This is a genomic window from uncultured Veillonella sp. (genome assembly GCF_934230905.1).
Taxonomy (GTDB): domain Bacteria; phylum Bacillota; class Negativicutes; order Veillonellales; family Veillonellaceae; genus Veillonella.
The window spans coordinates 20,103-46,995 of record NZ_CAKQFJ010000016.1 but is presented as its reverse complement, the minus strand read 5'-3'; the positions used below and the strand labels follow the sequence as shown (position 1 = coordinate 46,995).

Genomic DNA, 26,893 nt, shown 5'->3' with positions numbered 1-26,893 from the left:
GAGCAAGAGTTACATGACCAAATGAAAGATAAACTTAGTGTAAAAGAATATGAGGACCCTTTTAAGGGTAGCAAGTAGTACATATCCCCTTTGAGGGGAACGTTACGAGTCAATGGCTATGCGGCTTGAACGTAGTGAAAGCCAGCGCCTTTAGACGCTGGCCTAGTACTACGGGCTTATAGCCCGTGAGCAAACCACCCGTTTTACGGGTGGTCATGATTGTCTTTAGACTGGTTCGCGACGTAGTCGCGAATCATAAAACCACCCGCTATGCGGGTGCGACAACGAAAGTTATACAAAAAAATCACCTTGCTTAAGTATAATGTAGGTGTTCAAGCAGCATTATATGCAAAAGAAAGGTGATTTAATATGGCAACAAAGACACAGAGCCTTGTGCACACAAAATGATTATGCAAATACCACATAGTATTTACACCTAAGTATAGACGTAAAGTTATATATAATCAATACAGAAATAGTTTACGTGAAATACTGAGACGTTTATGTGAATATAAGGGCGTCAAGATTATAGAGGGGGAGCTTATGGCAGATCATGTGCATATGCTAGTATTAATCCCACCTAAAATATCAGTTTCATCTTTTATGGGATATTTAAAAGGTAAAAGTGCACTAATGATGTTCGATAAACACGCAAACTTAAAGTATAAATTTGGAAATAGACACTTTTGGTCCGAGGGTTATTATGTTAGTACAGTAGGTTTAAATGAGGCTACAGTAAAGAAATATATACGTGAGCAAGAGTTACATGACCAAATGAAAGATAAACTTAGTGTAAAAGAATATGAGGACCCTTTTAAGGGTAGCAAGTAATACATATCCCCTTAAAGGGGAATGTTACGAGTCAATGGCTATGCGGCCTGAACGCAGTGAAAGCCAGCGCTTTTAGACGCTGGCCTAGTACTACGGGCTTATAGCCCGTGAGCAAACCACCCGTTTTACGGTTGGTTCTGATTGGTGACCAGCTAGTTTGCTAAGCTGGCACTATATTTACTTGTGAGACCTTCCTATCAATTGCAAACACACCACGTGGCCACGAAGATGGTGAATTGATAGTTGTGCCAGACAGTTTAATGTCTTGTCCGAGACGAGTTTGTTAAACTTCTAATCAACTATCTTAAATATGCCAGAAATTAAAACCGAAACCTCAGACATGCGTATGTCCGTTTTCAGGGAAGAAAATGGCATTTTAATATGCTAGAAAAGTAGAAAATATAGAAAAATCAATGAAAAAAGGCCGGACATATACGTGTCCGGTCTCGATAAAAAAGTTTTATTAATTTAGTTAAAATCACGAGAATGACAGCAAATATCAACAAATATCATCAAACATCTTGTTTTTTGCCTTCGGAATTTATATAATATTGAATGGTGTATTGTAACTATGAGCTTCGAGAGGTAATGATATGGACAACACTATGAATGAAAAATGGATAAACATTGAAGAAGCCGCAGAATACCTAGGTATAAAACCGGTTACGCTTAGAGGTTGGATTCGTAAAAATAAAGGAATTCCAGCTCATAAAATTGGAAAACAATGGAAATTTAAATGTTCAGAACTTGATGCGTGGGTAAAGAGCGGTAAAAGTGCTATTGAATAAGCATGATTTAACTTAAAGGAGAAACGGATTATGGCTGTTAAGAAAACGGAATTATACAGCTCACTTTGGGCGAGCTGCGATGCATTGCGTGGAGGTATGGATGCATCACAATATAAGGATTACATACTGACGTTGTTATTTATGAAGTATGTAACGGATAAATACAAAGGACAAAAGTACGGAGATTTGACCGTTTTTGATAAAGCTCATGACCCGAACTCTGACCCTGAAAAGAGAACTGGCTGTTCTTTTGATGACTTTATTGCACTTAAAAATAAGAAGAACATTGGTGAAGGTATAGATAAGATAATCGCTCGTCTTGCTGAGGTTAACGATAGCTTGAAGGGTGTTATTGATATTGCTCATTTTAATGATGAAGCAAAAATTGGTAAGGGACAGGAAATGGTAGACAAGCTTACAAAGCTTATTGCTATCTTCCAGCGTCCCGAATTAGACTTCTCAAAGAATAAAGCGGAAGGCGATGATATCATTGGTGATGCTTACGAATATTTGATGAGAAACTTTGCTACAGAAAGCGGAAAGAGTAAGGGACAATTCTATACTCCTGCAGAAGTATCTCGTATTTTAGCAAAGGTTATTGGTATTGATAAATGCACTGACCGTGATGCTACAGTATGCGATCCAGCCTGTGGTAGTGGTTCCTTATTGATTAGAGCACTTGCAGAGGCCCCTTTTGAAATATCTGGTTATGGTCAGGAAAAAGAAGGTTCAACTGCTGGTCTTGCAAAAATGAATGCTGTACTTCATAACAAAGCAACAATCAAAATTATGGCAGGAAATACTTTCTCTGACCCTCAGTTTACAAGAAGTGATGATGCTTCTGAACTTGAACGTTTTGATTATATTGTTGCCAATCCTCCATTTTCTCTTAAGAACTGGTCAGACGGTTTGAAGGAGTACGATAGATTTACTGGCTATGGAGATAGACCACCTGAAAAGAACGGTGACTATGCATGGTTAATGCATATCTTAAAAACACTTAAATCGACCGGTAAAGCAGCAGTTATTTTGCCACATGGTGTTTTTTTCCGTGGTAATGCTGAAGCAACAATTAGACAGACTATTGTTGATAAGGGTTGGATTAAAGGAATTATTAGTCTTCCTCCTAACCTTTTCTTTGGTACAGGTATTCCTGCATGTATTTTGATTATAGATAAAGAAGGTGCTGAAAATCGTGCAGGTATTTTTATGATTGATGCTGGAAAAGGATATGTAAAAGATGGTAGCAAAAATAGACTTCGTGAACAGGATATTTATCGTATTGTTACGACCTTTAATGAGCAGATTACAACAAATCCGAAGTATGCTCGTTTTGTACCTAATAAAGAGATTAAAGAGAAAAATGGTTATTACCTGAACATTTCTCGTTATATTGATTCTTCAGAACCTGAAGATATCCAGAATATCTATGCCCATATTCATGGTGGTATTCCTGCCGCTGATATAGATGCGTTAGATAAATTCTGGATTGCATTTCCTACATTAAAAGAAGAACTTCTAAGTACATTCAGTGAAGGATACTATAAATTAAATGTAGCAGAAGATGAAATCCGTCAGACAACTTATTCAAATGCTGAATTTGCTGCTTACGGTGAGATGATTGATGTTGCATTTGCTAATTGGAAAACATATGCAGATACGAAGTTAAAAACATTGAATGATGGGGTATCCGCCAAAGAACTTATTGTGGAATTAGCACAAGTAATCCTGAATGAGTTCGAGGGTATCAAACTGATTGATAAATATGATGTATATCAGTTACTTCTTTCGTATTGGAATGAGGTGCTTAGTGATGATGTTTCTCTTATCATTTCTGAAGAGAATGATTACGGTGTGGCAAGAGAGACAGAGAACATAATGAAAGAAACAAAGAAAACTGATGCTGACGGAAATCCGGAGCTTAAGATTGCTGGATGGGAAGGTAAATTGATTCCTAAATCTATTATTATTTCAGAGCTTTTCCCTGAAGAGAAAAAAGCTATGGATGACCTCGCAGAGATTGTTGCAGAAACTGACTCGAGACTTATGACGTTGGTTGAAGATTCATCAGAAGATTCGACTTTATCAGAAATTGCTGAAGGTGGAAAAGTTAAGAGTAAGGATATTCAAGAAAAAATGGATGAAATCATGAGCTACGTTCATACACCTTTGATTGATGCGCTTCTTGAGTTTCAGAGCATGCTCCCTATGAAAAAGAAGGATTATGTAGATTATATTAGCAATAATATTATATTAGAGGTTGCTTACACAGAAAAAGGAACTGTGACAAAGGCATCAGTAGCATATGCACTTGCTGTTGCGCGCGCAGAGGCGCCTGTGCCTGATGTATATGCTGATGATTATAAAGAATTAAAAGAAGCATACGAACTTGCTAAGAAATCCGAAGAATCAACAAAGCTTATTAAAGATATGGATAAAGCTTTAGATGAAAAGGCTCGTGATAGATATGCTTCTCTAACTGATGAAGAAATACTTGATTTGTTAGTCAATAGAAAGTGGTATTACACAATCGGAAATGGAATATATGATTTGTATGCTGCTATTTCTCATCAGCTTGCAGACCGCATTATAGAACTTTCAAAACGTTATGAAGATACACTTCCTGACCTCATGAAGAAGGCATCTAACTATGAAGATAAAGTGAAGAATCATCTGGAAAGGATGGGCTTCAAATGGTAAATTCGATGAAAGAAACAGAAATTGGTTTAATTCCTTCAGATTGGGACATAAAAAAAATAGAACCATGTATAGGAATTGTAAAAAGTGGAAAACGATTGCCAAAGGGTTATTCTTTATCTGATGTTCCAAACTCACACCCGTATATTAGAGTTGCAGATATGATGATGGGACATATTGATGAAGGCGATATTAAGTATGTTCCGGAAGAAGTTGTAGATGTTATTGAGCAATATAAAATATATGATAATGATGTTTATATTTCTGTAGCAGGAACGTTGGGCCTTGTTGGTAAAGTTCCTCCCAGACTGAATGGTGCAAATTTAACTGAAAATGCAAATAAAATAACTGACATAAAATGTAATCAAGATTATTTAATGTATTGGTTGATGAGCAATTATATAAAGCGTCAAATAGAATCAACTCAAACAATAGGCGCTCAGCCAAAGTTGGCATTAGAAAGAATTAGAAATTTTCTTGTACCACTACCTTCTACAGAAGAACAAAATGCAATAGCAGAAACTTTGAGTGATGTTGATGAGCTTATTAGTGTGTTTGAAAAGGAAATAGAAAAGAAGAAGAATATAAAAACTGGGGTGATGCAAAGATATTTATCTGGTGATGAAAGACTTCCAGGTTTTACCTCTAAGTGGGATATTAAATCAATTGATGAATTGTGTGTGTTGGTAACAAAACAAACTGGATTTGACTATAGTGCTGAGATAAAACCATCTTTAGTACAAGTCAATTATAATAATACATTACCTTTTTTGCAGAATAAGGATTTCGAAGGATATAAAATCAATTTTGATACAGATTTTTACATTCCTATTTCTGTTGCATACAAATATCCAAAGATTCTCTTAGATGAAGTTTGCTTACTAATATCTATTTCAGGAAGAATCGGAAACGCTGCTTTATTCAATAATGATAGAAGTGCATTTGTTGGCGGAGCTGTTGGTGTAGCAAAGTTTAAGAACTCTGATTTAGTAGAGTGGGCTATGTTGTACCTGTTAAGTCCTAACGGGCAGAAAATGATATTTGAAAATGAAAAAGCTGGTGCACAACATAATCTTACGGTAGAAGATGTTAGAAACTTTTCGATTCCTATTCCGGAAAAGGATGAAAGAATTGCTATTACTAGCATGATGGCTGATATGGAAAAAGATATTTGTCAACTTGAAGAAAAGATCAATAAATATAAAAATCTTAAGGCCGGCATGATGGATGACCTGCTAACAGGAAAAATTAGATTAGTATAAGGAGGAAATACGCATGAGCATTGGCGACCCTGAGAGAGCTACCCAAGACCGTGTGGTTAGCTTCTTTAAGGATAGAGATATCCTTGATTATAACTATTTAGGCAATTTAAAAGATGTCGAAAATAAAAATATTCGTGAAGACCGTCTTCGTGCGTATTTACGCCTTAGCGGTTACAGCCAGAAGTTAATAGATGGAGCTGTTGCAGAATTGGTTAAGGCATCAGAGGATATGACTCATGGTTTATATGATGCGAACAGGAATGTATACACACTCTTGAAGTATGGAGCAAAAGTCAAGGAAACACCAAAAGGTGCACCAAAGACTGTTTACTTCATGGATGTTGTTACACCTACTAATAATGACTTTGCAATCGCAGAAGAAGTAACTGTCGTTGACCGTCAGGAAAAGAGACCAGACCTTGTAATATATGTAAATGGTATTGCAATGGCTGTAATTGAACTTAAGAAAAGTAGTGTTTCGGTTTCGAATGGTATCCGCCAGAATCTGACTAATCAGAAAGATGGCTTTATTGCACCATTCTTTACAACAATGCAGTTCTGTATGGCTGGTAACGAAACAGAAGGATTACGTTATGGTACTATTCTTACTGGTGAAAAATATTATATGGAATGGAAACCAGACGGCTTCCATGAAAATGAAGATGAGCGTGACCCGGAGGATGAACGTATCATGGCTTATTGTGAGCATCTTGATAATTTGCTTTTACAGCAGCTTTATCAGATGTTCGATAAAAAACGTTTTATTGACCTTTTAGAAAACTTTGTTGTTTTTGATAAAGGTATTAAGAAGGTATGCCGCTATAACCAGTTCTATGGTATTAAGCGTACACAGAACAGATTAGCAAAACAACGTGGTGGTATTATCTGGCATACACAAGGCAGTGGTAAAACGCTTACTATGGTTTGGCTTTCTAAATGGATTTTAGCTAATGGTGAAGATGAGAATTCACGTGTTCTTATTGTCACAGACCGAGACGAACTTGATGAGCAGATTGAAAAAACATACAAAGGTGTAGATGAAAAAATAGCAAGAACTAAGAGCTGTGATGATTTGTTGCAGAAGCTAAATTCTTATGATGACTCTTTGTTATGCTCTTTGGTACATAAGTTTGGTCGTCGAGGTGGTGAGGCTACTGAGTCTGACTACGATAAATATATTGATGAATTAAAGAAGGCACTCCCTGCTGATTTTAAAGCAAAAGGAAAGCTTTATGTATTCGTTGATGAGTGTCACAGAACTCAATCTGGTAAGCTTCATGCAGCAATGCAGGCAATTATGCCAGAGGCTATCTTTATTGGTTTTACCGGAACCCCACTTCTTAAAAAAGATAAGAAAACTAGTATCGAAGTCTTTGGTACATATATTCACAGCTATAAATATAACGAAGCTGTACGAGATGGTGTTGTACTGGATTTAAGATATGAGTATCGTGATATTCCACAGGACATTACTGCACATGATAGAATTGACCAGTGGTTTGATGTAAAGACTCGTACTCTTTCTACCAGAGCAAAAGCAAAGCTGAAAGAAAAATGGGCAAGCATGCAGAAAATCTATAGTTCTCGTTCAAGACTTGAGCGTGTAGCTTGGGATATCATTCAGGACTTTGATTTAAAACCTCGTTTGATGGATGGAAATGGTAATGCAATTCTTGTTGCCGACTCTATCTATACAGCATGTAAATATTATGAAATCTTCCAGCAAAGAGGTTTCAAGAAATGCGCGATTATCTCTTCTTACACACCGCAGGCTGGTGATTTAAGAACTAATACTGTGAGCGCTGATGATGAAACCGAAACTTTTGAAAAGTATGATATATATCTTCGCATGTTAGGACTCGACCCTAATAACCTTCCAGAAAAAGTATCTATTCAAAAGAAGGTTGAAGATTTTGAAACCGAGGCAAAAGACAAATTTATTAATCAGCCAGCAAATATGAAGCTTCTTATTGTTGTCGACAAATTGCTTACCGGTTTTGATGCTCCTCCTTGTACGTATTTGTATATCGATAAGAGTATGCAAGATCATGGACTTTTCCAAGCAATTTGTCGTGTAAACAGACTTGATGGTGATACTAAAGAGTTTGGTTACATCGTTGATTATAAACAGCTTTTTGGTGACCTGAAAAATGCAATGGACAAATATACTTCCGGTGCATTTGAAAATTATGCCCCTGAAGATGTTGATGGACTTATCAAAGATAGAGGTGATGAAGCCATTAAGCATTTTAGAGAAGTATACGAGGAACTTGAAGAGCTATGCGAGAGTGTCGAAGCGCCTAGAGAAGATTTACAGTATCTTCACTATTTCTGTGGTGTTTCTGGCATGAGCGAAGACATGGGTGAAATCTTTGTTCGCCTTCGTGAAAAATTATATAAGCTTGTAAGTAGTTTAGTTCGTGCATTTGCAGAAGCAAAACAATACATGGTAGATGTTTGCACTGCAACAGAACTTAATGACTACGAGAATAAGGTTCATTTTTATATCGAGTTAAAGCAGACCATCGGAAACAAGAGCGGTGATTTCTTAGATTTCAAAGCTTATGAACCAGATATGCGTAAGCTTATCGATAATTATATTATTGCTTCAGATAGTATTAAAATTGGAGAATTCGATGACTTAACTTTACTTGATTTTGTTGTTGACCAAGGTGAAACAATGACCGGAGATGATACTCCTTCAGGCCAAAAAGAAGGTGCAGCTGAAGCTATTGAGAATAACATTCGTCGTAAGATGGTGGAAAAGGTCACTGTCAATCCAAAGTACTATGAGAAGATGTCTTCTATTCTGGATAAATTGATTCAGGATAGGCAGCAAGGAGTACTGTCATATAAAGAACTTCTTGATGAGTATATTAAGTTAGCTAAAAATGTAGACTATCCGGAACAGAATGAAGATTACCCTGAGAGCGTTAGAAAGAGTAAAGCTATGCAGGCATTGTATGATAATGTCGGCAGATGTGAAGCACTTGCTATAAAGCTTCATAAAGCAGTTATGGGTAGTAAGATGAGCGGTTTCCGTGGTGATTCTATAAAAGAAAACCGTATTAAAAGAGCGTTATTTGCTATTCTCAATGATGATGCTGAGGTTGAGCGTCTTTTCAAAATCATTGAGAAACAGGAGGAATATTAATAGATGAGAATTGTGATTTCGGGCATACCGATTGATATTCAAAAAAAGAATATTAAGAATATGCACCTTCAGGTTAAACCACCTGATGGGCATGTTGTAATTTCAGCACCATCATCAATGGATGATAAGGCGATCGAGGTGTATGCTCGAACTAATCTCAGCTGGATTAAAAAACAGATTGAAAAGTTCCAACAGCAGCCTCGTAGCGCAAAACGTCAATATGTTAGTGGCGAAACTATGTATTTCTGGGGGAAGCAATATTATCTAACATTTATCCCAGACTCACAAAGGAATAGTTTTGTGCTACAAGGTGATAAAGCTATTCTTTCTATGCGCGAGGACAGTACTGTAAGACAAAGAGAAAATTACGTGCGTGAACAGTATCGTCTGATATTGAAAAAAGAAATAGAACGTTTACTTCCAAAATGGGAATCTATAACTGGTTTGCATTGTGACTCATGGCAAACAAAGTATATGGTTACTCGATGGGGCACATGTAATACTGATAAGAAAAGATTATGGTTCAATCTGCAATTAGCACAGAAGCCAATAGAATGTTTAGAGTATGTAATTCTACATGAGTTAATTCATTTGAGAGAGCGTACGCATAATGCTACTTTTATTGCTTATATGGACTTATATATGAAAAACTGGCGTTCGATAAGAAAGGAATTAAATGATTCTCGGTTAGATTATTATGATGCACAGGATGAAAGTCCATTGCAAAGGTTGAATTACAGAATCTAGTACTGTAGATGATAAGTTGAAAAAAGCTTTAAATTTTAAAATGTTAAAGCAAATGCTTTCTGATGAAATTGTGGATAGTGATGGAGCATATGAGTCTACCTGGGTCGGTAAAAAAGCTGCTATTATTGAAGCGAATAAACCAATAAGAAAAACACGGAGACCTTGCAAGTAGAAAGCGTAAATTGGGACAATACTGAAAATTTATATATAGAGGGCGATAACCTAGAAGTACTAAAGCTATTGCAAGAGAGTTATCTTGGAAAAATAGATGTTATTTATATTGATCCACCTTATAATACAGGAAAAGGAACAATGCGTGGAATGGAAATACCCATAGTATTAACGGGTATGTATCCAATAAATTGGAAAGAGTATTCTAAAGTTGATGATACTAATAGTGGTACTTTTATGTATCTTGTAAATACGATTAATAAATAAAATTAGGAGATATATTATGTTTAAACCAGTTCGCAAAAAGATAAATGAAATAAATCATAGTGCTGCAGAAGCTTTATTACAATCTAATCGTCGAGGTATTCTAGCCATGAATGGCGATAATGGTTACCCTTATGCTATTCCTATTAATTATTTTTACGATAGTCTTGCACAGAAAATTTATTTTCATGGAGCCAAAGCTGGTCATAAAGTAGAGGCATTGAAAGTTTCAGATAAGGTATGTTTTACCGTATATGGTAATGAGCGTATTGATGAAGCTGAATCCTGGGCACCGTATGTGCAAAGTGTAGTTGTATTTGGGAGATGTCGTTTATTAGAGGCAGGTTCAGAATCTATAGATCGATTAAAAGAATTTGCTATGAAATATTATCCTAGTGAGCAGCTTGTAGATGAAGAGATTGCTCATGCTGGTAGAGCAGTTCAAATGTTTGAAATTACTATTGAACATATGAGTGGTAAACAAGTACAAGAGAAATAATAGATTAGCCCTTCACTTATGCGAAGGGCTTTTACTATACACTCATACTTATAAATGTAATATAATGTAATTAGTGATAATCATTTTAAAAATATATTTCATGGGAGATAGACATGATACAGTTAAAAGATTTAGGTGCATTTGAATCTGTGCCTTACATCGTAACAGATATTGTAACAGGAAATATTAGGGCGTTAGAAAATGCATTAACCAATGGTTGGGATATTAATCAACCTATAGAAATTGATGAATATAGTGAGCATGCACCCTTAGAACTAGCGCTGGTCATGTGTTGTTTGCCAAGTATTCATTGGTTAGTAGAGCATGGTGCTAATCTTAATGATGATGAAAATCCAAGTTTCTTATTAGCGGTACGGTATGGTAATAAAGAGATTATAGACTATGTTGTGGCTCATGGTGCTAATATTCATGCTTTGAACCGTGTGAAAGTAGATGCTTTTCAAGCAGCTTTATATGGTAAGAAATATGAGAACCTACAAATTATTCATGACTTAGGCCATACGGTACAGAAGTATGGCGGTAAAGCTTTCAGAAATATCATTACAGATAGAAATTATGAGGTTTTAGATTTCTTTACTTATAATGGTGTAGATATTAATTACAACAAGCCTGATTCTGTATATCCCTTCAAGCCAACCCCATTGTGTGTAGCAGCTCGTTATGTGGATTTAAAGATGTGCAAATACTTGGTAGAACATGGTGCTGACGTGATCATCACAGAAAAGGATGGTATGCGTCCCTATAGCATTGCCGTTGAAAAAGGCGATATGGAAATGGCAGAGTATTTTAAATCCCTAGAGCCTACGGAGTTCCATGATATACAGAATAAAATGGATCAGTTAAAGCTATTTAAATTACCAAAAGCATTAGTGAATTTTTTAGAAGGTGAACATCTTTACTTTGAATTACCAGACTCTGATTTTATATCTATAGAGTTCTTCCCACTTATTGATACGATTCCATTTAAATTAGGTCGTTGTAATCTATTACGTTTATCTAAAGAACTAGGTGAGTATAATGACTGGCAAGTTGTATGGGATCCTAAGTCTAAAAAGATTGGTTGTTATGATACAGAACACCAAGAGTTAAGGGAACTTTGCAAGTTTGATGAGTTTATAGTAGATATATCAGGTCAATTAGAAACCTTATTCTAATGTATATCGTAGAGGAGAGTCGATACATATGACAGATAACTATGAGAAAACATATACAGATTGGTCAATTGATGTGGGTGACTATAAGTATGAAGGGATTACCTTGAATGAGGTTGAGCAAAATCTCTATGCTATTGAGGATCAAGAACAGGATTTTGTAGTTATATCACCATTAAATGCAATCCCAATAGATAATATAATGTATAATTTTGTACAAGTTTGTAGTGATCAAGATACCGATTTATTACATATAGAGCTTAGTGTAACCAATGATGGTGAGCAAGGTGCCATCATATACGGTAAAAATGAGCTAGGACATCAAGAGGTATTACAAATCATAGAAGATTTTATTGCACATCATAAGGTTCCATCATTGGAAGAGTGGGACATCGTGTTAGATTTAAGACCGAAGATGGAAAGCTATGTAAAGGAATCTGAAAATGACTAATGGGATAATATATGATGAACAGTTAAAGCAATACACCTTTTCTTATGAAGGAATACAATTTTGCTGGGATGATGTTCCAACAGATGCCAATGTAGAGACTGCAAAATTATTGGCTGTTAATTACCATAAGAATATAGATGCAATTTCTACTTTCATTTATAACGAAATACGAGATTGGTATGATAATGTCACTATTGATGACGTGAAAACACGGATAGGTATGCCTATTATTGAACCAGATCGAGATGCTGTGACCTATTGCGAGCAAACCTTTGATGATACCCATATCTTTTCTTTTACATTTTGGGATGATGAATTCAAAGATTTACATTATTTTGCTATAGATGGATGATATACTTTCAATGATTTTGTTAGTATGACTTATATGCGGAGCCTATTATGCTATATACACCGAATAACATTTTGTATAAGTATATTCGCTATCGATTTAGACGGATTCAGATTCAGTGCAATATGTTATATGATATAGCACCAGAGGAAGAAGATGAGATTTGTCGTAATCTATTAAAAAAGAGAGCGAAGATATTAATTCCCGTTGGCATAGTATATTTTTTGCTTTTTGGGATTATCTTTGCTTGGCTGGTAGGAACAAGTGAGGAACTGAATCCATTAATGCAATGGGAATTAAGAGTTATAGATTATGTTATACCCATTTTAAATACTATAGAGATTAAGTGGTATGCATATCCTCTAGATCTATTATGGGTGGCAATTATATTAGCGCCTATAGCGATTATAAATGCATCTCCTTATATCATTGTTTCCTATATGGTAGATACTATTTTGATACGACGTGAGGTAAAAGCTTTAATCAAAACTTATTCTATGAATGAGTGATTAAACATTTAGATTATATCGGTTTAAATTAGGAGAGAGTATTATGAGTAATCTAAAAGACTTTGATTGGACCGGATTTTGGAATGATGTTGACTATGCGTTTGAATCCTATATTGGTAAACCGGTTACTGATAAGGATATTAAAGCAGCTGAAGCAAATCTAGGTTATACATTGACTGCTGCATATATTGAGCTACTTAAAAACCATAATGGTGGTGTAGTAAAGAAAAATTGTTTTATTAACGATGATGACGATTGTGTATATATAACAGGAATATATGGCATCGATAGAGATAAAAAATACTCTCTTTTAGGTAAGATGGGAAATGAGTTTTGGATTTCAAAAGTAAAATATCCCCCTATCGGTGTCGTTGTAGCCGATACGATTTCTGGTGGTCACGACATGATTTTCCTCGATTATCGTGAGTGTGGTCCTACCGGTGAGCCTAAGGTAGTACGGGTAGACCAAGAATGTGATTACTCAATAACTCCGTTAGCCGATAACTTTGGTGACTTTATTAAGAATTTATATATCAGTATAGAAGAAATTACGGATGAAGAGTTTCAATTATTAAGTGATGTGGAAAAGGTTAAGTTCCTTAATGAACAAGAGGGCATCGATAGTAAGCGTGCGATGGAACTGTTAACTAATATGGGCATCGATAATTTGTCTCCTATACTATTAAGCACCTTAGGACGTATGTATAACAATAATGGCCGGGCGGCTGAGGCTATCGATTTATTTGAACGTATCGACGAGGCACATCGCGATTGGTCTTGGTATTATCGTTGTGGTTATGCTCATGGGATGTTAGCTATTGGTGAAAGCTACGAATCTGAACATGTACAGAATGCATTACAGTTAATAGAAACGGGCATAAAAATGACGAAAGAAGCCGGGTTAGATAAACAACTTGGCTGGTGTTGTGAAGTTGTAAAATACCTATTAACTCAAATCAAGCCAAAAGAGTACAAGGAGGATTATCCTGTGATATTTGAAACCATTAAGAATGTATTTGATAATAAAAATAGTAAAAAGACTACAGAAGATAACCATATTGAAGACGCTAATGAATACGAAGAGGATAACTATCCTACATATGATGTAGTACATTGGGTATTTAATAAACATACATATAGTAGAGAAGAGTTTTCCAAAGAATACAATGAAAATGTAAAGAAATATGTAGATAATGATCAAGCAGATGACGACGATATATTAGAAGAACCTGAAATTTTAGTAACCTATGAAGCTTGGATTGAAAGTAAAGACCAACTCTTTGACAATGAACGTGTAACCGATGAGGAGTTACGCGAAGAAGATAAAGAAGATGGCATGTGGCAGGTAGAAATTATGGCTCATCTTGTAGCGGATAATGGTACATATTTTACTAGAGAAGAGTTGCTCTTTAAATTGCACAATTTGATGGCTAATAAAGAATTAGGCGATCACGTATTCTTTGAAGGTATTGAATACGAAGGCCATGAATGTGAAGGATATGGTCTAATAGATAATGAAGACGGTATACCAGTATTCTATATTGTTTGTGGTAGCTAGCTTCTAGATAATGTTAACAATAAGACTATATATGTAATATGACAGGATGTGACATAATGGCATTAACAGTTGAACAATTTAAAGCACTTTCTGATGCGGAGCAATTACAAACCATAAAAGATCTTAATGATACGGGTAAAGTAGAAACTATTATTGATGTATTAAATGGTGTAGGTATAGAAAACTTATCTGTACCTCTGTTAGGTGAGCTTGGTCGAGCTTATAACAATAATAGCAATGAAAAAGAGGCAATTAAGGTATTAGAATCTATTGATGAAGAGTATCGTGATGCGGTGTGGTATTATCGCTGTGCCTATGCGTATGGAGCTATTGTTTTGGATAATAATGAAGCATACACATCGGATACTATGCAACAGATGCTGAGGTTAGTAGATCAAGGTGTACGTTTAGCTACGGAAGCGAAACTAGATGATATAAAATCCTACTGCTTTGAAGTCATTGATATGTGCTATTCGCAAATGGATTTTGAAAGATGTGAAGCTGATTATCCTGAATTGTGTTCTGCTTATAATGAATATGTAGCAAAGAAAAAGAAGAAACGTAAAGGTGTACCTCGTCATCGCACCATTACGGTTGAGGAAATCATGGCTACAGACGATGTGTGGACCATTAATGAGCCTATGTATTGGACTATCAATATATATGGATCATATGATGATTATATAGAATCTGCAAAGGGTTTTACTTTAGAGCAAAGATACCTTAATGCTATATCTTGGTACTTCGCAGAGGTTAATAATGGTGGTCATCACCAATTCTTCTATAACTCTACCGGTATTGTATGGGAAGATGCTCTAGAAGGTTTACGACTATTTAAGATGGATATACTAGCGGATAATTTGCAATCCGTCATCGATTACTTTGGTGGCTCAGTTCCATTTGATAGGGAAGAACGATGGAACATTCTAAAAGATTGGGACAATGAGGATGAATTGTTTGATTTCCTCGATAAAAAAGATGATGTAGTGTATGAATATGATGGAATCTATGAAGATACATTCGTACATGAACATCCTGAATTATTTGTATTTGATGGGACCTATAAGGTTCCAGAATAAATGTAGTGATATAGCATATAAAAGCTACTTTCACTTACATTATATGTGTTAGAGGTATTACATGTTAGATAAACAAGGCGTATATGATTGTTTGCATGACCATCATATTGATTTTGAAATTACGGATCACGCACCGCTATTTAGTATGGACGATAAACCAGATGTAGAACTGCCATATCCAGAATGGGATGCGAAGAATTTATTTATCCGAGACCATAAGAGGGAGCATTACTATTTAATTACTGTACGTGGTTCAAAGCGTGTTGATTTAAAACAATTCCGTAAGGACCACAATCTTAAAAAGATTTCCTTTGGTTCTGAAGAAGAGTTATGGGAGATTTTGAAGATTAAACCAGGTCATGTATCACCATTCTGCTTACTCCACGATGAGGAGCGTAAAGTACATTACTACATTGATGCGGATTATAAGGATAATTTAATTGGTATCCATCCCAATCAAAATGATGCAACTGTATGGCTACAGGGAAGAGATCTTGTTAAGCTTATAGAGGAGCATGGTACAATAATTGAATATATAACAATATAGATGTAACATAAGAGGTTTTACATGAAAGTTAAATTGATTCAACCGCGTATGTTAAAACGTCCTATGGATACAGATTTAAAAATACGCATGTCCCCTCATTTAGGTTTGTTGACAGTGGCTAATATTATTCGACATGATTGTGAAGTTACAATTGAAAATGAAAATATTAGACCCATTGATGTTGATGATATGCCTGACTTGGTAGGCATAGCAGTTACTGTAGATGTTTTACCTAGAGCTATTGAAATTGCATCTATATATAGACAAAAAGGTGTTAAGGTTATTGCTGGTGGTATACATATTACAACTGCATCTAGTTCTGTGCCAAAGGATGCATTTGATAGCTTATGTATTGGTTTTGCAGAAAATACATGGCCTCAAATTATAGAGGACATGAAACATAATAGATTACAATCTGAATATGTATCTAAGCCTTTAACATCTGGGGATGATATCGTAGCGCCTGCATATGACATGATAGATAAGACTGATTATTTATGGTATAACATTGTTTCTACAAGTCGCAGTTGCCCTCATACATGCGATTTTTGCTATAATAGTTCTGGAACTCATCAATATATAAATCGTAATATAGATGATGTGTTAGCAGATATTAAAAGTTTAGGCACAAAGCATATTATGTTTATTGATGATAATTTTATTGGTAATATTTCTTGGACTAAACAGTTTTTAGAGCGTATTAAACCTTTAAAATTAAACTGGAATGCAGCGGTTACTATGAAAATAGGACAATACCCTGAATTAATGGATTTGATGAAAGAAACTGGTTGTCAGAGTTTATTTATTGGTTTTGAAAGTATCAGTCCTCAGTCTTTATCTAGTGTTCATAAAATGCAAAACAATCGTGAAGAGTTTGAAAGACTTATTAGTGAATTACATAAGCGTGGCATTATGGTCAATGCTAGCTTTGTATTTGGTCTAGATGGAGACACGCCAGAGACATTTAAAAATACATTAGATTGGATTATTAGCCAGAAAATTGATACTATTACATCACATATAGTTACACCGTATCCTGGAACTGAATTTTACAAAAGAATGGAAGAACAAAATAGAATTTTTGATCATGATTTATCTAAATACAATACGTCTCACGTAGTTGTAATGCCACTTGGTATGTCTAAAGAGGAATTAGAAGAAGGATATCTTTGGATATATCAAGAGTTATATTCCATAAGAAATATATTCCGTCGTATGCCTAAGACTATCAGAACGATACCAGCCTATTTAACCTTTAATTTCTTTTATCGTAGATTTGGCCATTATACATCAAAAGTATGTGAACTTTTAACTTATAAACGTATTGGTTTGTGGGCCGAGAAATTATCAAGATATATGTAAAGGAGTCACTAATGAGTAAGCGATATATAAAACGAATTTTGCTAACTTCTGCTATTGCCATATTGGGTGTGAGTACATCGTTAGCAGCATTCACATTTGATAAACAAGAACAAGTAGATACAGCCCCTATTGTAGGTTTGTATCGTTTCCAAGTACCGAACGAATTACAAGGTGTGTATAATACTGCAGGTGTTCAGAATTTAACAGCCTCTATGGCTAAGGAGCCTAATACATTATCTATGAATGTAGCTCATGTGAAAGGAAATCCATCTGAATCGTATGTAGTAGAGGTTTATAAAGATACGGCTGCCTTAGAAACACATCGTAAATCTGAGCATTTTCAAAATTATATTAATGAAGTAGGCTCTAAACTGACAAATCGTAAACTATATGATGTACAGCCTTTATTGTTAATTGAGAAAAAAGATGGTCTGTCTATGATTAATGACGGTAACTCCGTTGTGACCTTAACAGAATTTACTGTAGATGGTAATGAAGTTGATACAGTACAAAAACAATATCAACTAGATATTGAACGTGCTGTTCGTGATGATGCGGGTTATAAGGCAGGTTATGTATTACGTGAAAGAAATAATAAGACTCACTGGTATGTAATTCAAATTTATAGCGATGAATCAGCTTTCAATAAACATGTAAATAGTCCAGGATATCGTTTCATGATGAGCCAAATTCAAGGTAACCTACAAAACGTTACCACAAAAGTATTAGATGGGGATATTTTGGTCAATCATGGTGGTCAAGATTTTGTAAGACCATAACTTTTGATATATTATAAACAGTAAAGTTACTGCTAGCATATGCATATGTATGTGCTAGCAGTTTTTTCTTATATAATAGGTGAACGTATAGTCTATACTAAAAGGAGTTACATATGACACAGCAAAAACGGTTACGCTATTTGGTTGAAGGCTTAGTAGCAGAATACAATGAGAAGCACAACGAACATATAGATATCCCTATGAATGAAGAAGAGCAATTTACTCTCTTTAGATCTTTATGTAATATTCGACCTGCTGGTGGAATGCCTCTTGAATGGATGAAGATAGAGGCTGAATATTTAAATATATTGGCCCATGAAAAGGGCATCGTAACCATTAATGATATGGAAGAGCGAGAGACTCAGATTTATCTGTGGCAAGGAGACATTACTCGATTATCTGTAGACGCTATTGTAAATGCAGCCAATAATCAATTATTAGGATGTTTTGCTCCAAATCATAAATGTATCGATAATGCCATTCACACCTTTGCAGGTATTGAACTTCGTATGGAATGTGAAAGAATGATAGAGTATTTAGACATGCCAGAGGAAACAGGTGTAGCTCGTATGACCTATGGGTATAATTTGCCCGCAAAGCATGTACTTCATACGGTAGGTCCTATTATTTATGAAAGTGTAACAGATAAGGAAAGAATTGAATTAGCTTCTTGCTATGAATCCTGTTTAAAGTTAGCTAATGCTTATAACTTACACTCCATTGCATTCTGTTGTATTTCTACTGGTGAGTTTAGATTCCCTAATGAAGAAGCAGCACAGATTGCCATAGATACGGTACGAACATATTTAAAAGAAACAAATAGTAAAATACAAGTGGTATTTAATGTGTTTAAGGATATAGATTATGACATTTACAACAAATTATTGGGATAAATAATATACTACTTTTGAAATTCATGAAAATACTGTATCATTTAATAATGACATACAAAAAGTTATGAATGATTTGTTAGTTTAAGAAGGAGTTAATGTACTATGAATTATAAATACACCTATGAAAGTCCGTTAGGAACGATGATAATGCTTGGTACATTAACGTATTTAACAGATTTATTTTTTGTAGATGAAAGCCATGCTCCTACTTATGATGATGCGGAATATATCGAACAACTAACAGGTCCTTTTGAAGTGACTAAGATGTGGCTAGATCAATACTTTAGTGGTAAGAAACCTTTTATTATTCCGCCTATTAAATTAGAAGGCACCGAATTCCGTAAATCTGTATGGGCCGTGTTACAAACTATTCCATATGGAGCAACTACTACCTATGGTGATATAGGTAAAGAGATTGCAAAACAGCAAGGAAAAGATACGATGTCTGCCCAAGCGGTAGGAGGCGCCGTAGGTCATAATCCTATTTCTATCATTATTCCTTGTCATCGTGTGGTTGGCAGTAATGGTAAATTGACCGGATATGCAGGTGGTATTGAACGTAAGAAATATTTGCTAGATCTCGAATCGAAACATAAATAGAACTCTATGTGTATTGGTATTATACATTGAACTAATATAATAATGAGCTAATATAAAAGAGATTACTCTTGGGTGATTGTATACGCTAGAGTAATCTCTTTTTTGTATTTTAAGTTAGTTATATAAATTTATTTTCTAATGTACCAATACCACTAATTGTAATAGACACCGTATCACCAGATGTTAGCCAACCATATTTGCTTTCATTTTTACCGAGTACAACACCACTAGGTGTACCGGTAAAGATAATATCACCCTCTTGTAGTGTAATATACTGAGATACAAACTCTATGATTGCATCTGGTTTAAATAACATTTGTTCTAATTTAGCTTGTTGGCGCACTTCACCATTTACTGTTGTGGTAATGGTAGCATTGTCAAAATCAAAATCATCTGGTGAAACAATAACAGGACCGATAGGGGCAAAGTTATCTAATGATTTACCTAGAATCCATTGTGTACCTCTAAATTGTAAGGTCCGAGCTGATACATCATTACCAATGGTATAGCCTAATATATGGTTTTTGGCTTGTTCACGAGATATATTTTTACCAGCCTTACCAATAACGATGACGAGCTCTCCTTCGTAATCATAATGAAGGTTTTCATCTTGGATGGGAACTATATCTTGATGTGACGCCAATGCATTGGATGTTTTCATAAAGATTTCTGGAAAATCATGTGTAGCAAGACTAGTTTCCTCTATATGGTCTGCATAGTTTAAACCGATACAGATAATGTTTTTTGGATTAGTAATTAGGGTACGGTTAGTAGATTCTTTCATGAGAGATACCTCCTTAAGAGATGAAATACATATATTGTAAGTTAATTATAATATAAATCTCCTTAATAGGCTCTATAGAATATGTTGAAATAACTTGTTCATAGTGTTAAGATTATAAATATATTAATAAGCATGGAGGTCATTATTATGAGCAAGAATATCGATTGGGATAATCTCGGTTTTGGTTATGTAGAAACCGACTACCGTTATTTGACTACATATAAAGATGGTAAATGGGACGAAGGCGGATTAATTACTGATTCTAACGTTGTTCTTAATGAATGTGCAGGTGTATTCCAATATGCACAAACTGTATTCGAAGGTTTGAAAGCATACTATACTAAAGATGGTCATATTGTATGCTTCCGTCCAGATCTTAATGCAGAACGTTTGAATCAATCTTGTGAACGTCTCGTAATGCCTACATTACCTGAAGGTCGTTTCATTGAAGCTGTTAAAGAAGTCGTAAAAGCTAATAAAGATTTTGTTCCTCCTTATGGTCATGGTGCAAGTCTTTATATTCGTCCTTATATGATGGGTACAAATTCCGTTATTGGTGTAAAACCAGCTGACGAATATCAATTCCGTGTATTTACTACACCAGTAGGACCTTATTTTAAAGGTGGTGCAAAACCAATTAAAATCCGTGTAACTGATTTTGATCGTGCAGCTCCTCATGGTACTGGTCATATCAAAGCTGGTCTTAACTATGCTATGAGCTTGTATGCTATCACTGATGCACATGCAAAAGGTTATGCTGAAAATATGTACCTTGATGCGGCTACACGTACTCATGTAGAAGAAACTGGTGGTGCTAACTTCATCTTCATTTCTAAAGATGGTGCATTGGTAACACCTAAATCTGATAGCATTTTGCCTTCTATTACACGTCGTTCTTTAATGTATGTAGCAGAACATTATCTTGGTATGAAAGTTGAACATCGTCCTGTTCATAAAGATGAATTAAAAGACTTTGCAGAAGTCGGTCTTTGCGGTACTGCGGCTGTTATTTCTCCAGTAGGTCAAATCGATACTCCAGAAGGTTCTATTATGGTTCCAGCTGGTATGGATGATATGGGCCCTATTACTAAAAAATTATATGATACATTACTTGGTATCCAACATGGCGAAATCGAAGCTCCTGAAGGTTGGGTAGTTAAGATTTGCTAATTATTTACATGATATAAAAATATATAGCATGTAAAAAGTCCTCCATAATCAGATGATTGTGGAGGACTTTTTCTAGTTAATAAGTTTAGTTACATTATATCTGTTAGTTTGATGCTTTTCGTGCACCGACCTTAGTCATAAATTTTTCGTTGTTAATGACGAATCGTTCATGTGTACCTTTACCAATGATACCAATACCATCAGATGCTTCGATTGTAAATGAGATTTTACGACCTTCTACAGCTGTTACTGTAGCGGTAGCTGTAATTGTAGCACCTATAGGAGATGGAGCATCATGGCTAATTGATAGGGAAATACCTACAGTGCCTTCGTCATCATTTAATTCTGATTGTACTGCTGCTTGGGCAGCTTCTTCCATCAATGCACACATAGCAGGTGTGGCAAATACCTCAAGAGCACCTGATTTCATTGTTTTTGCAATGTTAGATTCGGAAACTGTAACTGTTGCTGTAGCGGATTGACCAACTTGTATCATACTATACCTTCTTTCGTAATGAATTAGAATGTACTTGTATTATACAACTCTTGTAATTGTATATGCTAATTTTCTTATAGAAAATTTGTTATTTTCTAAAAAATGACTTATTTATGTGGAGTCTAATGACTTATTTATGTGGAGTCTATAGAATCCGTGCTATAATAGTACTAGTTTTAATTAAACGAGGTAACTATGAAAACACGTAAATTTTCTCCTTCTGGTGAAGGATTTGTACAACTAATAGCAGGTATATTGTTTGTAGTCTTACTTGTTATCATAAATATTCTGGATCCTACATTCTATCCAACTATGTGTCATCTTGCAACGAGTGGATCTATGGAAGAGATAGCAGAGTATATACAAGGTTTTGGCCCTATGGCTATGATTGTAAGTATGCTCCTTGATATATTTGTTAATGCAGTAGGTTTTTTGCCATCTATCTTTATTTCTACTGCTAACGGATTGGTATTTGGTATGTGGCCTGGCATTATTATTTCTTGGCTTGCTGAAACTATTGGTGTTGTTATTAGTTTTTATATTATGCGGTATTTCTTGCGAGATGCAGCTAATAAACTGATTTCTAAGAGTACTACACTAATGAAAGTTGATGATTTTTCGGGTAATAACGGGTTTGTAGTCATGTTATTCGCTAGATCATTGCCGTATTTTCCATCTGGCGTTATTACTGCATTAGGTGCTATCAGTAAGATAAAGCCTCGAGATTATATCGTGGCAAATTTAATTGGTAAATTCCCATCTACAGCTCTTGAAGTTGCCATAGGTACTGATATTGTCAATTTTCAAGAAAATATGGGACGCCTTGGTATCATCGTAATTATTGCTGGTATTGTATATTTTCTTTTATGGAAAGTGTATAAGAGGTATATTAACAAGCATAAAGCTGAACGAGAACATGATCCCAATGCTTAGTAAAAATTATAATTTTATGTTATTAATTATAAAAGAGGAGTTTTTATGAGTTTTTCACTTCCTAATCGTGTCATATTGAAAGGGCCTAATTTCATTCGTGAAGTATTTGAACGTGGTGTAGGTGTTCCGGGATTTATTAGTTTTGGTATCGGTAATCCTGCACCTGAGGCAATTCCCGTGAAAGTCATCGAAGATGCTTTTGACTTTATCGTTCATGATAACCCTATGGGACTTTTACAATATGGTCCAATGCAAGGGGATGCACGTTTGGCAGAATTGACCTTAAAACGTTTATCAGAAGTTCACCATATGAATTTAAAAGGTCAAGGTTTAATCATCTCTAATGGGGCTGGTCAGCTATTGGGCTTAGTGCCAATTACCGTGTGTGAACCAGGTGATGAAGTGTATATGGATGATTATACTTTCACAAGCGCTATTAATTCTGTACGCAATATGGGGGCTAAGGCAGTCGGCATTAAAACCGATGAATTCGGTATGATTCCAGGTGAACTTGAAAAAGCAGCTAAATCTGGAAAAGGCAAATATATTTATTTGATTCCAAATTTTCAAAACCCAACAGGCATTACCATGCCACTAGAACGTCGCAAAGAGATTTACGCCATAGCATCGAAATATGATTTGTTTATCTATGAAGATGACCCATATGGTGAAATTCGTTTTGCCGGTGAACATATCCCAACATTTAAATCTTTTGACACAGAAAATCGTGTCCTCTATGCAGGATCATATTCTAAAACACTATCAGCAGGTTTACGTGTTGGCTTCTTATTGGGGCCAGAAGATGTTATCAGTACTATTCAGTCTCTAAAAAATAATACAGCTGGTCAAATGCCTTTGGTTACGCAAAAGGTAGTAGCTCATGTACTAGACCATATTGATTATGATGCACATTTGGAAAATGTACGCAAAGTATATAAATCTAAATGTGATGCTATGATGCGTGTATTTAAAGAAAAGGCTAGTTCAAAAGTTCATCTTACGCAACCTACAGGTGGTATGTTTGCATGGATGACTATGCCTGATTCAGTTGATTGTGACGAATTTTTTGAAGCGTGTATGAATAAAAATGTGGGGATTATTAAATGTGGTGCCTTTGCCGCAGATGGTGTAGAAAATGGTCATGCATTCCGTTTAAGTTATACCGTTCCAACAATTCCAGAAATTGAAAAGGGTATGGAAATTCTTTGTGCTTTGACAAAAGAATATTGTGGCGAATAAATTTTTAGAATATGTAAAGCATATATGTATATTGAAAATTATTAAAATACCATGATACAATAACAATGTAGATATATGGTATATTAGCTTGTATTAAGTGCTTTTACCATTCATTATATTTACAATGTGATAATAATTTTCTAACTATATAGTATTGAGGAAAGTCCTTGAAGAAAGTAGGTGCTGATTATGGGTTGCGGTAGCAGCAGTAGTGATTGTAATAGTTGTCCATCTAAATCCGCAGGTTGCGGTGGTGCACAACAGCCTCAAGATATGACGGCTCCATTGCATGAATTGAGTTCTGTTAAACATGTTATCGGTGTCGTATCCGGTAAGGGTGGTGTAGGTAAATCTTCCGTTACAAGCTTGATGGCGTTAACGATGGCTCGTAAAGGTTATAAAGTTGGTATTTTGGATGCTGATATAACTGGTCCATCCATCCCTAAGATGTTTGGGCTCAAAGAAAAAGCCTATGCTGATGAAGTTGGTATGTATCCTGTTAAAACTAAGCAATATGGCATTGATGTAATGTCTGTTAATCTTTTGCTTGAAAATGATACAGATCCTGTATTATGGCGTGGTCCTATTTTAGGTAATGTAGTTAAACAATTTTATTCTGATGTTATTTGGAAAGATATTGATTATCTATTTGTTGATATGCCACCAGGAACAGGCGATGTAGCGATTACCGTATATCAATCTTTGAAACTAGACGGTATTATTATTGTTACATCTCCTCAGGACTTAGTATCCATGATTGTGGAAAAAGCAGTTAAAATGGCTGATTTAATGCAAGTTCCTATTATCGGTGTAGTGGAAAACTATTCTTACTTCCATTGCCCAGATAATGGAAAGGATTATCAAATCTTTGGTGAAAGCCACATCGAAGAAATCCTTCAAAAATATGGTCTATTATTGTTGAGCCGTTTGCCGATTGATCCAACAATCGCAAATCTCTGCGATAAAGGAGATATTGAATCTATTGATAAAACCAATTTAGAGGATGTATCTTTACCGGAATAGGATTTATAGGATGATGAGAGCTGTGCATACTTTGAGATGCACAGCTTTTTTTCATATATAATTTAGTTTTTTCCTATGTAGGAGGTATTTGTATGAAAAAACTATTAAATTGGATTATTCCAGTGGTCTTTGGTTTGGTCCTTTGGTTTATTCCAACACCTGAGGGATTAACACCTCAGTCATGGCATTTATTTGCCATCTTTGTTGCTACTATTGTAGGCTTTATTACTCAGCCACTACCGATTGGTGGTGTTTCTATTGTTGTTATTACGGTAGCTGCTTTGACCGGTACTTTAAAAATTGGGGAAGCTATTTCTGGCTTTGCAAACTCAGCAATTTGGTTGATTGTAGGTGCCTTCCTATTTTCTCGTGGTTTTATTAAAACAGGTTTAGGTAAACGTATTGCCTATAATTTGATTTCAGCTTTTGGTAGTAGTTCTTTACGATTAGCGTATGCCTTAGCCTTATCTGATTTAATTTTGGCTCCGGCAACACCTTCCAACACGGCTCGTGTAGGTGGCGTTATCATGCCAATTACAACAAGTTTGGCTAAAGCGTTTGGGTCTGAACCACAATCGGGACCACGCAAAATTGGCTCTTTCTTGATGCAATCAATTTACCAAGTTAATACAATTACATCTGCTATGTTTCAAACATCTATGGCAGGTAATACATTAGTTGCAGCATTAGCACTTCAATCTTTTGGCATTGGTATTACTTGGGGAGATTGGGCTATGGCAGCCATTATTCCAGGTATTATTGCATTGATTATTATGCCGTATTTTATTTATAAAGTATATCCACCGGAAATAAAAGATGCACGTGAAGCACAACAAATGATTCGGGAAGAGTTAAAAGGTCTTGGTAAAATGTCTTTCCAAGAATGGGTTATGCTTGGTGTATTTGTTTTAGCTTTAATATTATGGGCAACATCTCAATTTACTCAACTCGATGCTACTACGGTTGCATTTTTAGGTATATCTATTTTACTTGCTACAGGCGTTCTTATTTGGGACGATGTTAAAAGTGAAAAGGGTGCTTGGGATACATTAGTATGGATGGGAACATTGATGGGCTTTGCTGGTTTCTTATCTAAACTTGGTTTTATTAAATGGGCCACAGTTCTTGTAGGTGGTTATATTCCAGAAGGTTCTTGGATTATAGCCTTTGTTATTGCTGTTCTTATTAATACATATTCACATTATGTGTTTGCATCCTTAACCGCGCATATTTCTGCAATGTTTGTAGCATTTTCCGCAATTGCAATTTCTGCTGGTGCGCCACCAATGTTGACATTATTGATGATTGCATTTACATCTAACTTGTGTATGTCTTTGACTCACTATGCTGCAGGTCCATCTCCTGTAATCTTTAACACCGGTTATGTTCCTCAAAATACATGGTGGAAACTTGGTTTCTTTGCCTCTATAATTAACTTGATTATCTTTATGGGACTAGGTTCTATTTGGATGAAAGCTATTGGTATGTGGTAATTTATAATTTAATATATCTATACGTTTATGTATACATGACGCC

At 35.4% G+C, this 26,893-nt stretch carries 26 protein-coding genes; 24 read left to right on the top strand and 2 right to left on the bottom strand.

Annotated features, from left to right (window positions below; genetic code table 11):
- Nucleotides 1–423 precede the first annotated feature (423 nt).
- The 19 genes from tnpA (at nucleotide 424) to Q0E20_RS05815 (ending at nucleotide 19,712) form a co-directional block, all read left to right on the top strand.
- The gene (gene tnpA, locus Q0E20_RS05905; RefSeq protein WP_295997655.1) at nucleotides 424–831 is read left to right on the top strand and encodes an IS200/IS605 family transposase; all 408 of its coding nucleotides are present in this window, start codon (nucleotides 424–426) and stop codon (nucleotides 829–831) included.
- A gap of 593 nt (nucleotides 832–1,424) precedes the next feature.
- Nucleotides 1,425–1,619 carry a helix-turn-helix domain-containing protein gene (locus Q0E20_RS05900; RefSeq protein WP_295997648.1) on the top strand — a complete coding sequence of 65 codons (195 nt, stop codon included), beginning with the start codon at nucleotides 1,425–1,427 and terminating at the stop codon, nucleotides 1,617–1,619.
- 30 nt (nucleotides 1,620–1,649) lie between these two features.
- Complete coding sequence (locus Q0E20_RS05895; protein WP_295997645.1) at nucleotides 1,650–4,319, top strand: class I SAM-dependent DNA methyltransferase; 2,670 nt, start codon at nucleotides 1,650–1,652, stop codon at nucleotides 4,317–4,319.
- Between the two features lie 5 nt (nucleotides 4,320–4,324).
- Nucleotides 4,325–5,578 carry a restriction endonuclease subunit S gene (locus tag Q0E20_RS05890; protein ID WP_295997643.1) on the top strand — a complete coding sequence of 418 codons (1,254 nt, stop codon included), beginning with the start codon at nucleotides 4,325–4,327 and terminating at the stop codon, nucleotides 5,576–5,578.
- Nucleotides 5,579–5,591: 13 nt separating this feature from the next.
- Nucleotides 5,592–8,732, top strand: a complete 3,141-nt coding sequence (locus Q0E20_RS05885; RefSeq protein ID WP_295997640.1) for a type I restriction endonuclease subunit R — start codon at nucleotides 5,592–5,594, stop codon at nucleotides 8,730–8,732.
- Between the two features lie 3 nt (nucleotides 8,733–8,735).
- The gene (locus tag Q0E20_RS05880; protein ID WP_366509653.1) at nucleotides 8,736–9,479 is read left to right on the top strand and encodes a SprT family zinc-dependent metalloprotease; all 744 of its coding nucleotides are present in this window, start codon (nucleotides 8,736–8,738) and stop codon (nucleotides 9,477–9,479) included.
- A 162-nt stretch (nucleotides 9,480–9,641) separates the two neighbouring features.
- Nucleotides 9,642–9,917 (top strand): hypothetical protein, encoded by a 276-nt coding sequence (locus Q0E20_RS05875; RefSeq protein ID WP_295997634.1) that lies wholly within the window; start codon nucleotides 9,642–9,644, stop codon nucleotides 9,915–9,917.
- Between the two features lie 16 nt (nucleotides 9,918–9,933).
- A complete protein-coding gene (locus tag Q0E20_RS05870) occupies nucleotides 9,934–10,413 on the top strand; it encodes a pyridoxamine 5'-phosphate oxidase family protein (RefSeq protein WP_295997631.1) in 480 nt (159 codons plus the stop codon).
- Nucleotides 10,414–10,526: 113 nt separating this feature from the next.
- Nucleotides 10,527–11,588: an ankyrin repeat domain-containing protein gene (locus Q0E20_RS05865; protein WP_295997629.1), complete on the top strand. Its 1,062-nt coding sequence runs from the start codon at nucleotides 10,527–10,529 to the stop codon at nucleotides 11,586–11,588.
- 28 nt (nucleotides 11,589–11,616) lie between these two features.
- Complete coding sequence (locus Q0E20_RS05860; RefSeq protein ID WP_295997626.1) at nucleotides 11,617–12,036, top strand: bacteriocin; 420 nt, start codon at nucleotides 11,617–11,619, stop codon at nucleotides 12,034–12,036.
- On the top strand, nucleotides 12,029–12,388 hold the full coding sequence (locus Q0E20_RS05855; RefSeq protein ID WP_295997624.1) for a hypothetical protein: 360 nt from the start codon (nucleotides 12,029–12,031) through the stop codon (nucleotides 12,386–12,388). The genes Q0E20_RS05860 and Q0E20_RS05855 overlap by 8 nt, the downstream gene beginning before the upstream one ends.
- Before the next feature lie 47 nt (nucleotides 12,389–12,435).
- Nucleotides 12,436–12,894, top strand: coding sequence for a glycosyl transferase family 4 (locus tag Q0E20_RS05850; RefSeq protein WP_295997621.1), 459 nt, complete (start codon nucleotides 12,436–12,438; stop codon nucleotides 12,892–12,894).
- Nucleotides 12,895–12,937: 43 nt separating this feature from the next.
- Nucleotides 12,938–14,452, top strand: coding sequence for an SMI1/KNR4 family protein (locus Q0E20_RS05845; protein WP_295997618.1), 1,515 nt, complete (start codon nucleotides 12,938–12,940; stop codon nucleotides 14,450–14,452).
- Nucleotides 14,453–14,508: 56 nt separating this feature from the next.
- The gene (locus Q0E20_RS05840; RefSeq protein ID WP_295997615.1) at nucleotides 14,509–15,531 is read left to right on the top strand and encodes a DMP19 family protein; all 1,023 of its coding nucleotides are present in this window, start codon (nucleotides 14,509–14,511) and stop codon (nucleotides 15,529–15,531) included.
- 61 nt (nucleotides 15,532–15,592) lie between these two features.
- Nucleotides 15,593–16,078, top strand: coding sequence for a prolyl-tRNA synthetase associated domain-containing protein (locus Q0E20_RS05835; protein ID WP_295997610.1), 486 nt, complete (start codon nucleotides 15,593–15,595; stop codon nucleotides 16,076–16,078).
- A 21-nt stretch (nucleotides 16,079–16,099) separates the two neighbouring features.
- Nucleotides 16,100–17,440: a radical SAM protein gene (locus Q0E20_RS05830; RefSeq protein WP_295997607.1), complete on the top strand. Its 1,341-nt coding sequence runs from the start codon at nucleotides 16,100–16,102 to the stop codon at nucleotides 17,438–17,440.
- Between the two features lie 11 nt (nucleotides 17,441–17,451).
- On the top strand, nucleotides 17,452–18,219 hold the full coding sequence (locus Q0E20_RS05825) for an antibiotic biosynthesis monooxygenase (protein ID WP_295997604.1): 768 nt from the start codon (nucleotides 17,452–17,454) through the stop codon (nucleotides 18,217–18,219).
- 113 nt (nucleotides 18,220–18,332) lie between these two features.
- A complete protein-coding gene (locus tag Q0E20_RS05820; protein WP_295997601.1) occupies nucleotides 18,333–19,112 on the top strand; it encodes a protein-ADP-ribose hydrolase in 780 nt (259 codons plus the stop codon).
- Nucleotides 19,113–19,214: 102 nt separating this feature from the next.
- On the top strand, nucleotides 19,215–19,712 hold the full coding sequence (locus Q0E20_RS05815) for a methylated-DNA--[protein]-cysteine S-methyltransferase (protein WP_295997598.1): 498 nt from the start codon (nucleotides 19,215–19,217) through the stop codon (nucleotides 19,710–19,712).
- Between the two features lie 118 nt (nucleotides 19,713–19,830).
- On the opposite strand, the gene Q0E20_RS05810 is transcribed toward Q0E20_RS05815, so the two are convergent.
- Nucleotides 19,831–20,496 (bottom strand): fumarylacetoacetate hydrolase family protein, encoded by a 666-nt coding sequence (locus Q0E20_RS05810; RefSeq protein ID WP_295997595.1) that lies wholly within the window; start codon nucleotides 20,494–20,496, stop codon nucleotides 19,831–19,833.
- A gap of 147 nt (nucleotides 20,497–20,643) precedes the next feature.
- On the opposite strand from Q0E20_RS05810, the gene Q0E20_RS05805 reads away from it, so the two are divergent.
- Nucleotides 20,644–21,666, top strand: a complete 1,023-nt coding sequence (locus Q0E20_RS05805; protein ID WP_295997592.1) for a branched-chain amino acid aminotransferase — start codon at nucleotides 20,644–20,646, stop codon at nucleotides 21,664–21,666.
- A 103-nt stretch (nucleotides 21,667–21,769) separates the two neighbouring features.
- Here the strand turns inward: Q0E20_RS05805 and Q0E20_RS05800 are convergent, their stop codons facing one another.
- Nucleotides 21,770–22,162: a thioesterase family protein gene (locus Q0E20_RS05800; protein WP_295997588.1), complete on the bottom strand. Its 393-nt coding sequence runs from the start codon at nucleotides 22,160–22,162 to the stop codon at nucleotides 21,770–21,772.
- Between the two features lie 195 nt (nucleotides 22,163–22,357).
- Between Q0E20_RS05800 and Q0E20_RS05795 the strand changes: the two genes are divergently transcribed.
- From Q0E20_RS05795 to Q0E20_RS05780, 4 genes are all read left to right on the top strand, one after another.
- Nucleotides 22,358–23,095, top strand: a complete 738-nt coding sequence (locus Q0E20_RS05795) for a TVP38/TMEM64 family protein (protein ID WP_295997585.1) — start codon at nucleotides 22,358–22,360, stop codon at nucleotides 23,093–23,095.
- Nucleotides 23,096–23,140: 45 nt separating this feature from the next.
- Nucleotides 23,141–24,334 carry a PLP-dependent aminotransferase family protein gene (locus tag Q0E20_RS05790; RefSeq protein ID WP_295997583.1) on the top strand — a complete coding sequence of 398 codons (1,194 nt, stop codon included), beginning with the start codon at nucleotides 23,141–23,143 and terminating at the stop codon, nucleotides 24,332–24,334.
- A 189-nt stretch (nucleotides 24,335–24,523) separates the two neighbouring features.
- A complete protein-coding gene (locus Q0E20_RS05785) occupies nucleotides 24,524–25,357 on the top strand; it encodes an Mrp/NBP35 family ATP-binding protein (RefSeq protein ID WP_295997581.1) in 834 nt (277 codons plus the stop codon).
- A 92-nt stretch (nucleotides 25,358–25,449) separates the two neighbouring features.
- The gene (locus Q0E20_RS05780; protein ID WP_295997579.1) at nucleotides 25,450–26,850 is read left to right on the top strand and encodes an anion permease; all 1,401 of its coding nucleotides are present in this window, start codon (nucleotides 25,450–25,452) and stop codon (nucleotides 26,848–26,850) included.
- Nucleotides 26,851–26,893: the final 43 nt, after the last annotated feature.

Coding starts and splice junctions, on each gene's coding strand:
- Q0E20_RS05900 (WP_295997648.1), top strand. CDS start 1,425: ATGGACAACACTATGAATGAAAAATGGATAAACATTGAAGAAGCCGCA.
- Q0E20_RS05890 (WP_295997643.1), top strand. CDS start 4,325: ATGAAAGAAACAGAAATTGGTTTAATTCCTTCAGATTGGGACATAAAA.
- Q0E20_RS05780 (WP_295997579.1), top strand. CDS start 25,450: ATGAAAAAACTATTAAATTGGATTATTCCAGTGGTCTTTGGTTTGGTC.
- Q0E20_RS05820 (WP_295997601.1), top strand. CDS start 18,333: ATGACACAGCAAAAACGGTTACGCTATTTGGTTGAAGGCTTAGTAGCA.
- Q0E20_RS05835 (WP_295997610.1), top strand. CDS start 15,593: ATGTTAGATAAACAAGGCGTATATGATTGTTTGCATGACCATCATATT.
- Q0E20_RS05800 (WP_295997588.1), bottom strand. CDS start 22,162: ATGATACAAGTTGGTCAATCCGCTACAGCAACAGTTACAGTTTCCGAA.
- Q0E20_RS05785 (WP_295997581.1), top strand. CDS start 24,524: ATGGGTTGCGGTAGCAGCAGTAGTGATTGTAATAGTTGTCCATCTAAA.
- Q0E20_RS05885 (WP_295997640.1), top strand. CDS start 5,592: ATGAGCATTGGCGACCCTGAGAGAGCTACCCAAGACCGTGTGGTTAGC.
- Q0E20_RS05815 (WP_295997598.1), top strand. CDS start 19,215: ATGAATTATAAATACACCTATGAAAGTCCGTTAGGAACGATGATAATG.
- Q0E20_RS05850 (WP_295997621.1), top strand. CDS start 12,436: ATGCTATATACACCGAATAACATTTTGTATAAGTATATTCGCTATCGA.
- Q0E20_RS05860 (WP_295997626.1), top strand. CDS start 11,617: ATGACAGATAACTATGAGAAAACATATACAGATTGGTCAATTGATGTG.
- Q0E20_RS05810 (WP_295997595.1), bottom strand. CDS start 20,496: ATGAAAGAATCTACTAACCGTACCCTAATTACTAATCCAAAAAACATT.
- Q0E20_RS05840 (WP_295997615.1), top strand. CDS start 14,509: ATGGCATTAACAGTTGAACAATTTAAAGCACTTTCTGATGCGGAGCAA.
- Q0E20_RS05825 (WP_295997604.1), top strand. CDS start 17,452: ATGAGTAAGCGATATATAAAACGAATTTTGCTAACTTCTGCTATTGCC.
- Q0E20_RS05895 (WP_295997645.1), top strand. CDS start 1,650: ATGGCTGTTAAGAAAACGGAATTATACAGCTCACTTTGGGCGAGCTGC.
- Q0E20_RS05855 (WP_295997624.1), top strand. CDS start 12,029: ATGACTAATGGGATAATATATGATGAACAGTTAAAGCAATACACCTTT.
- Q0E20_RS05845 (WP_295997618.1), top strand. CDS start 12,938: ATGAGTAATCTAAAAGACTTTGATTGGACCGGATTTTGGAATGATGTT.
- Q0E20_RS05805 (WP_295997592.1), top strand. CDS start 20,644: ATGAGCAAGAATATCGATTGGGATAATCTCGGTTTTGGTTATGTAGAA.
- Q0E20_RS05830 (WP_295997607.1), top strand. CDS start 16,100: ATGAAAGTTAAATTGATTCAACCGCGTATGTTAAAACGTCCTATGGAT.
- Q0E20_RS05795 (WP_295997585.1), top strand. CDS start 22,358: ATGAAAACACGTAAATTTTCTCCTTCTGGTGAAGGATTTGTACAACTA.
- Q0E20_RS05865 (WP_295997629.1), top strand. CDS start 10,527: ATGATACAGTTAAAAGATTTAGGTGCATTTGAATCTGTGCCTTACATC.
- Q0E20_RS05880 (WP_366509653.1), top strand. CDS start 8,736: ATGAGAATTGTGATTTCGGGCATACCGATTGATATTCAAAAAAAGAAT.
- Q0E20_RS05790 (WP_295997583.1), top strand. CDS start 23,141: ATGAGTTTTTCACTTCCTAATCGTGTCATATTGAAAGGGCCTAATTTC.
- Q0E20_RS05870 (WP_295997631.1), top strand. CDS start 9,934: ATGTTTAAACCAGTTCGCAAAAAGATAAATGAAATAAATCATAGTGCT.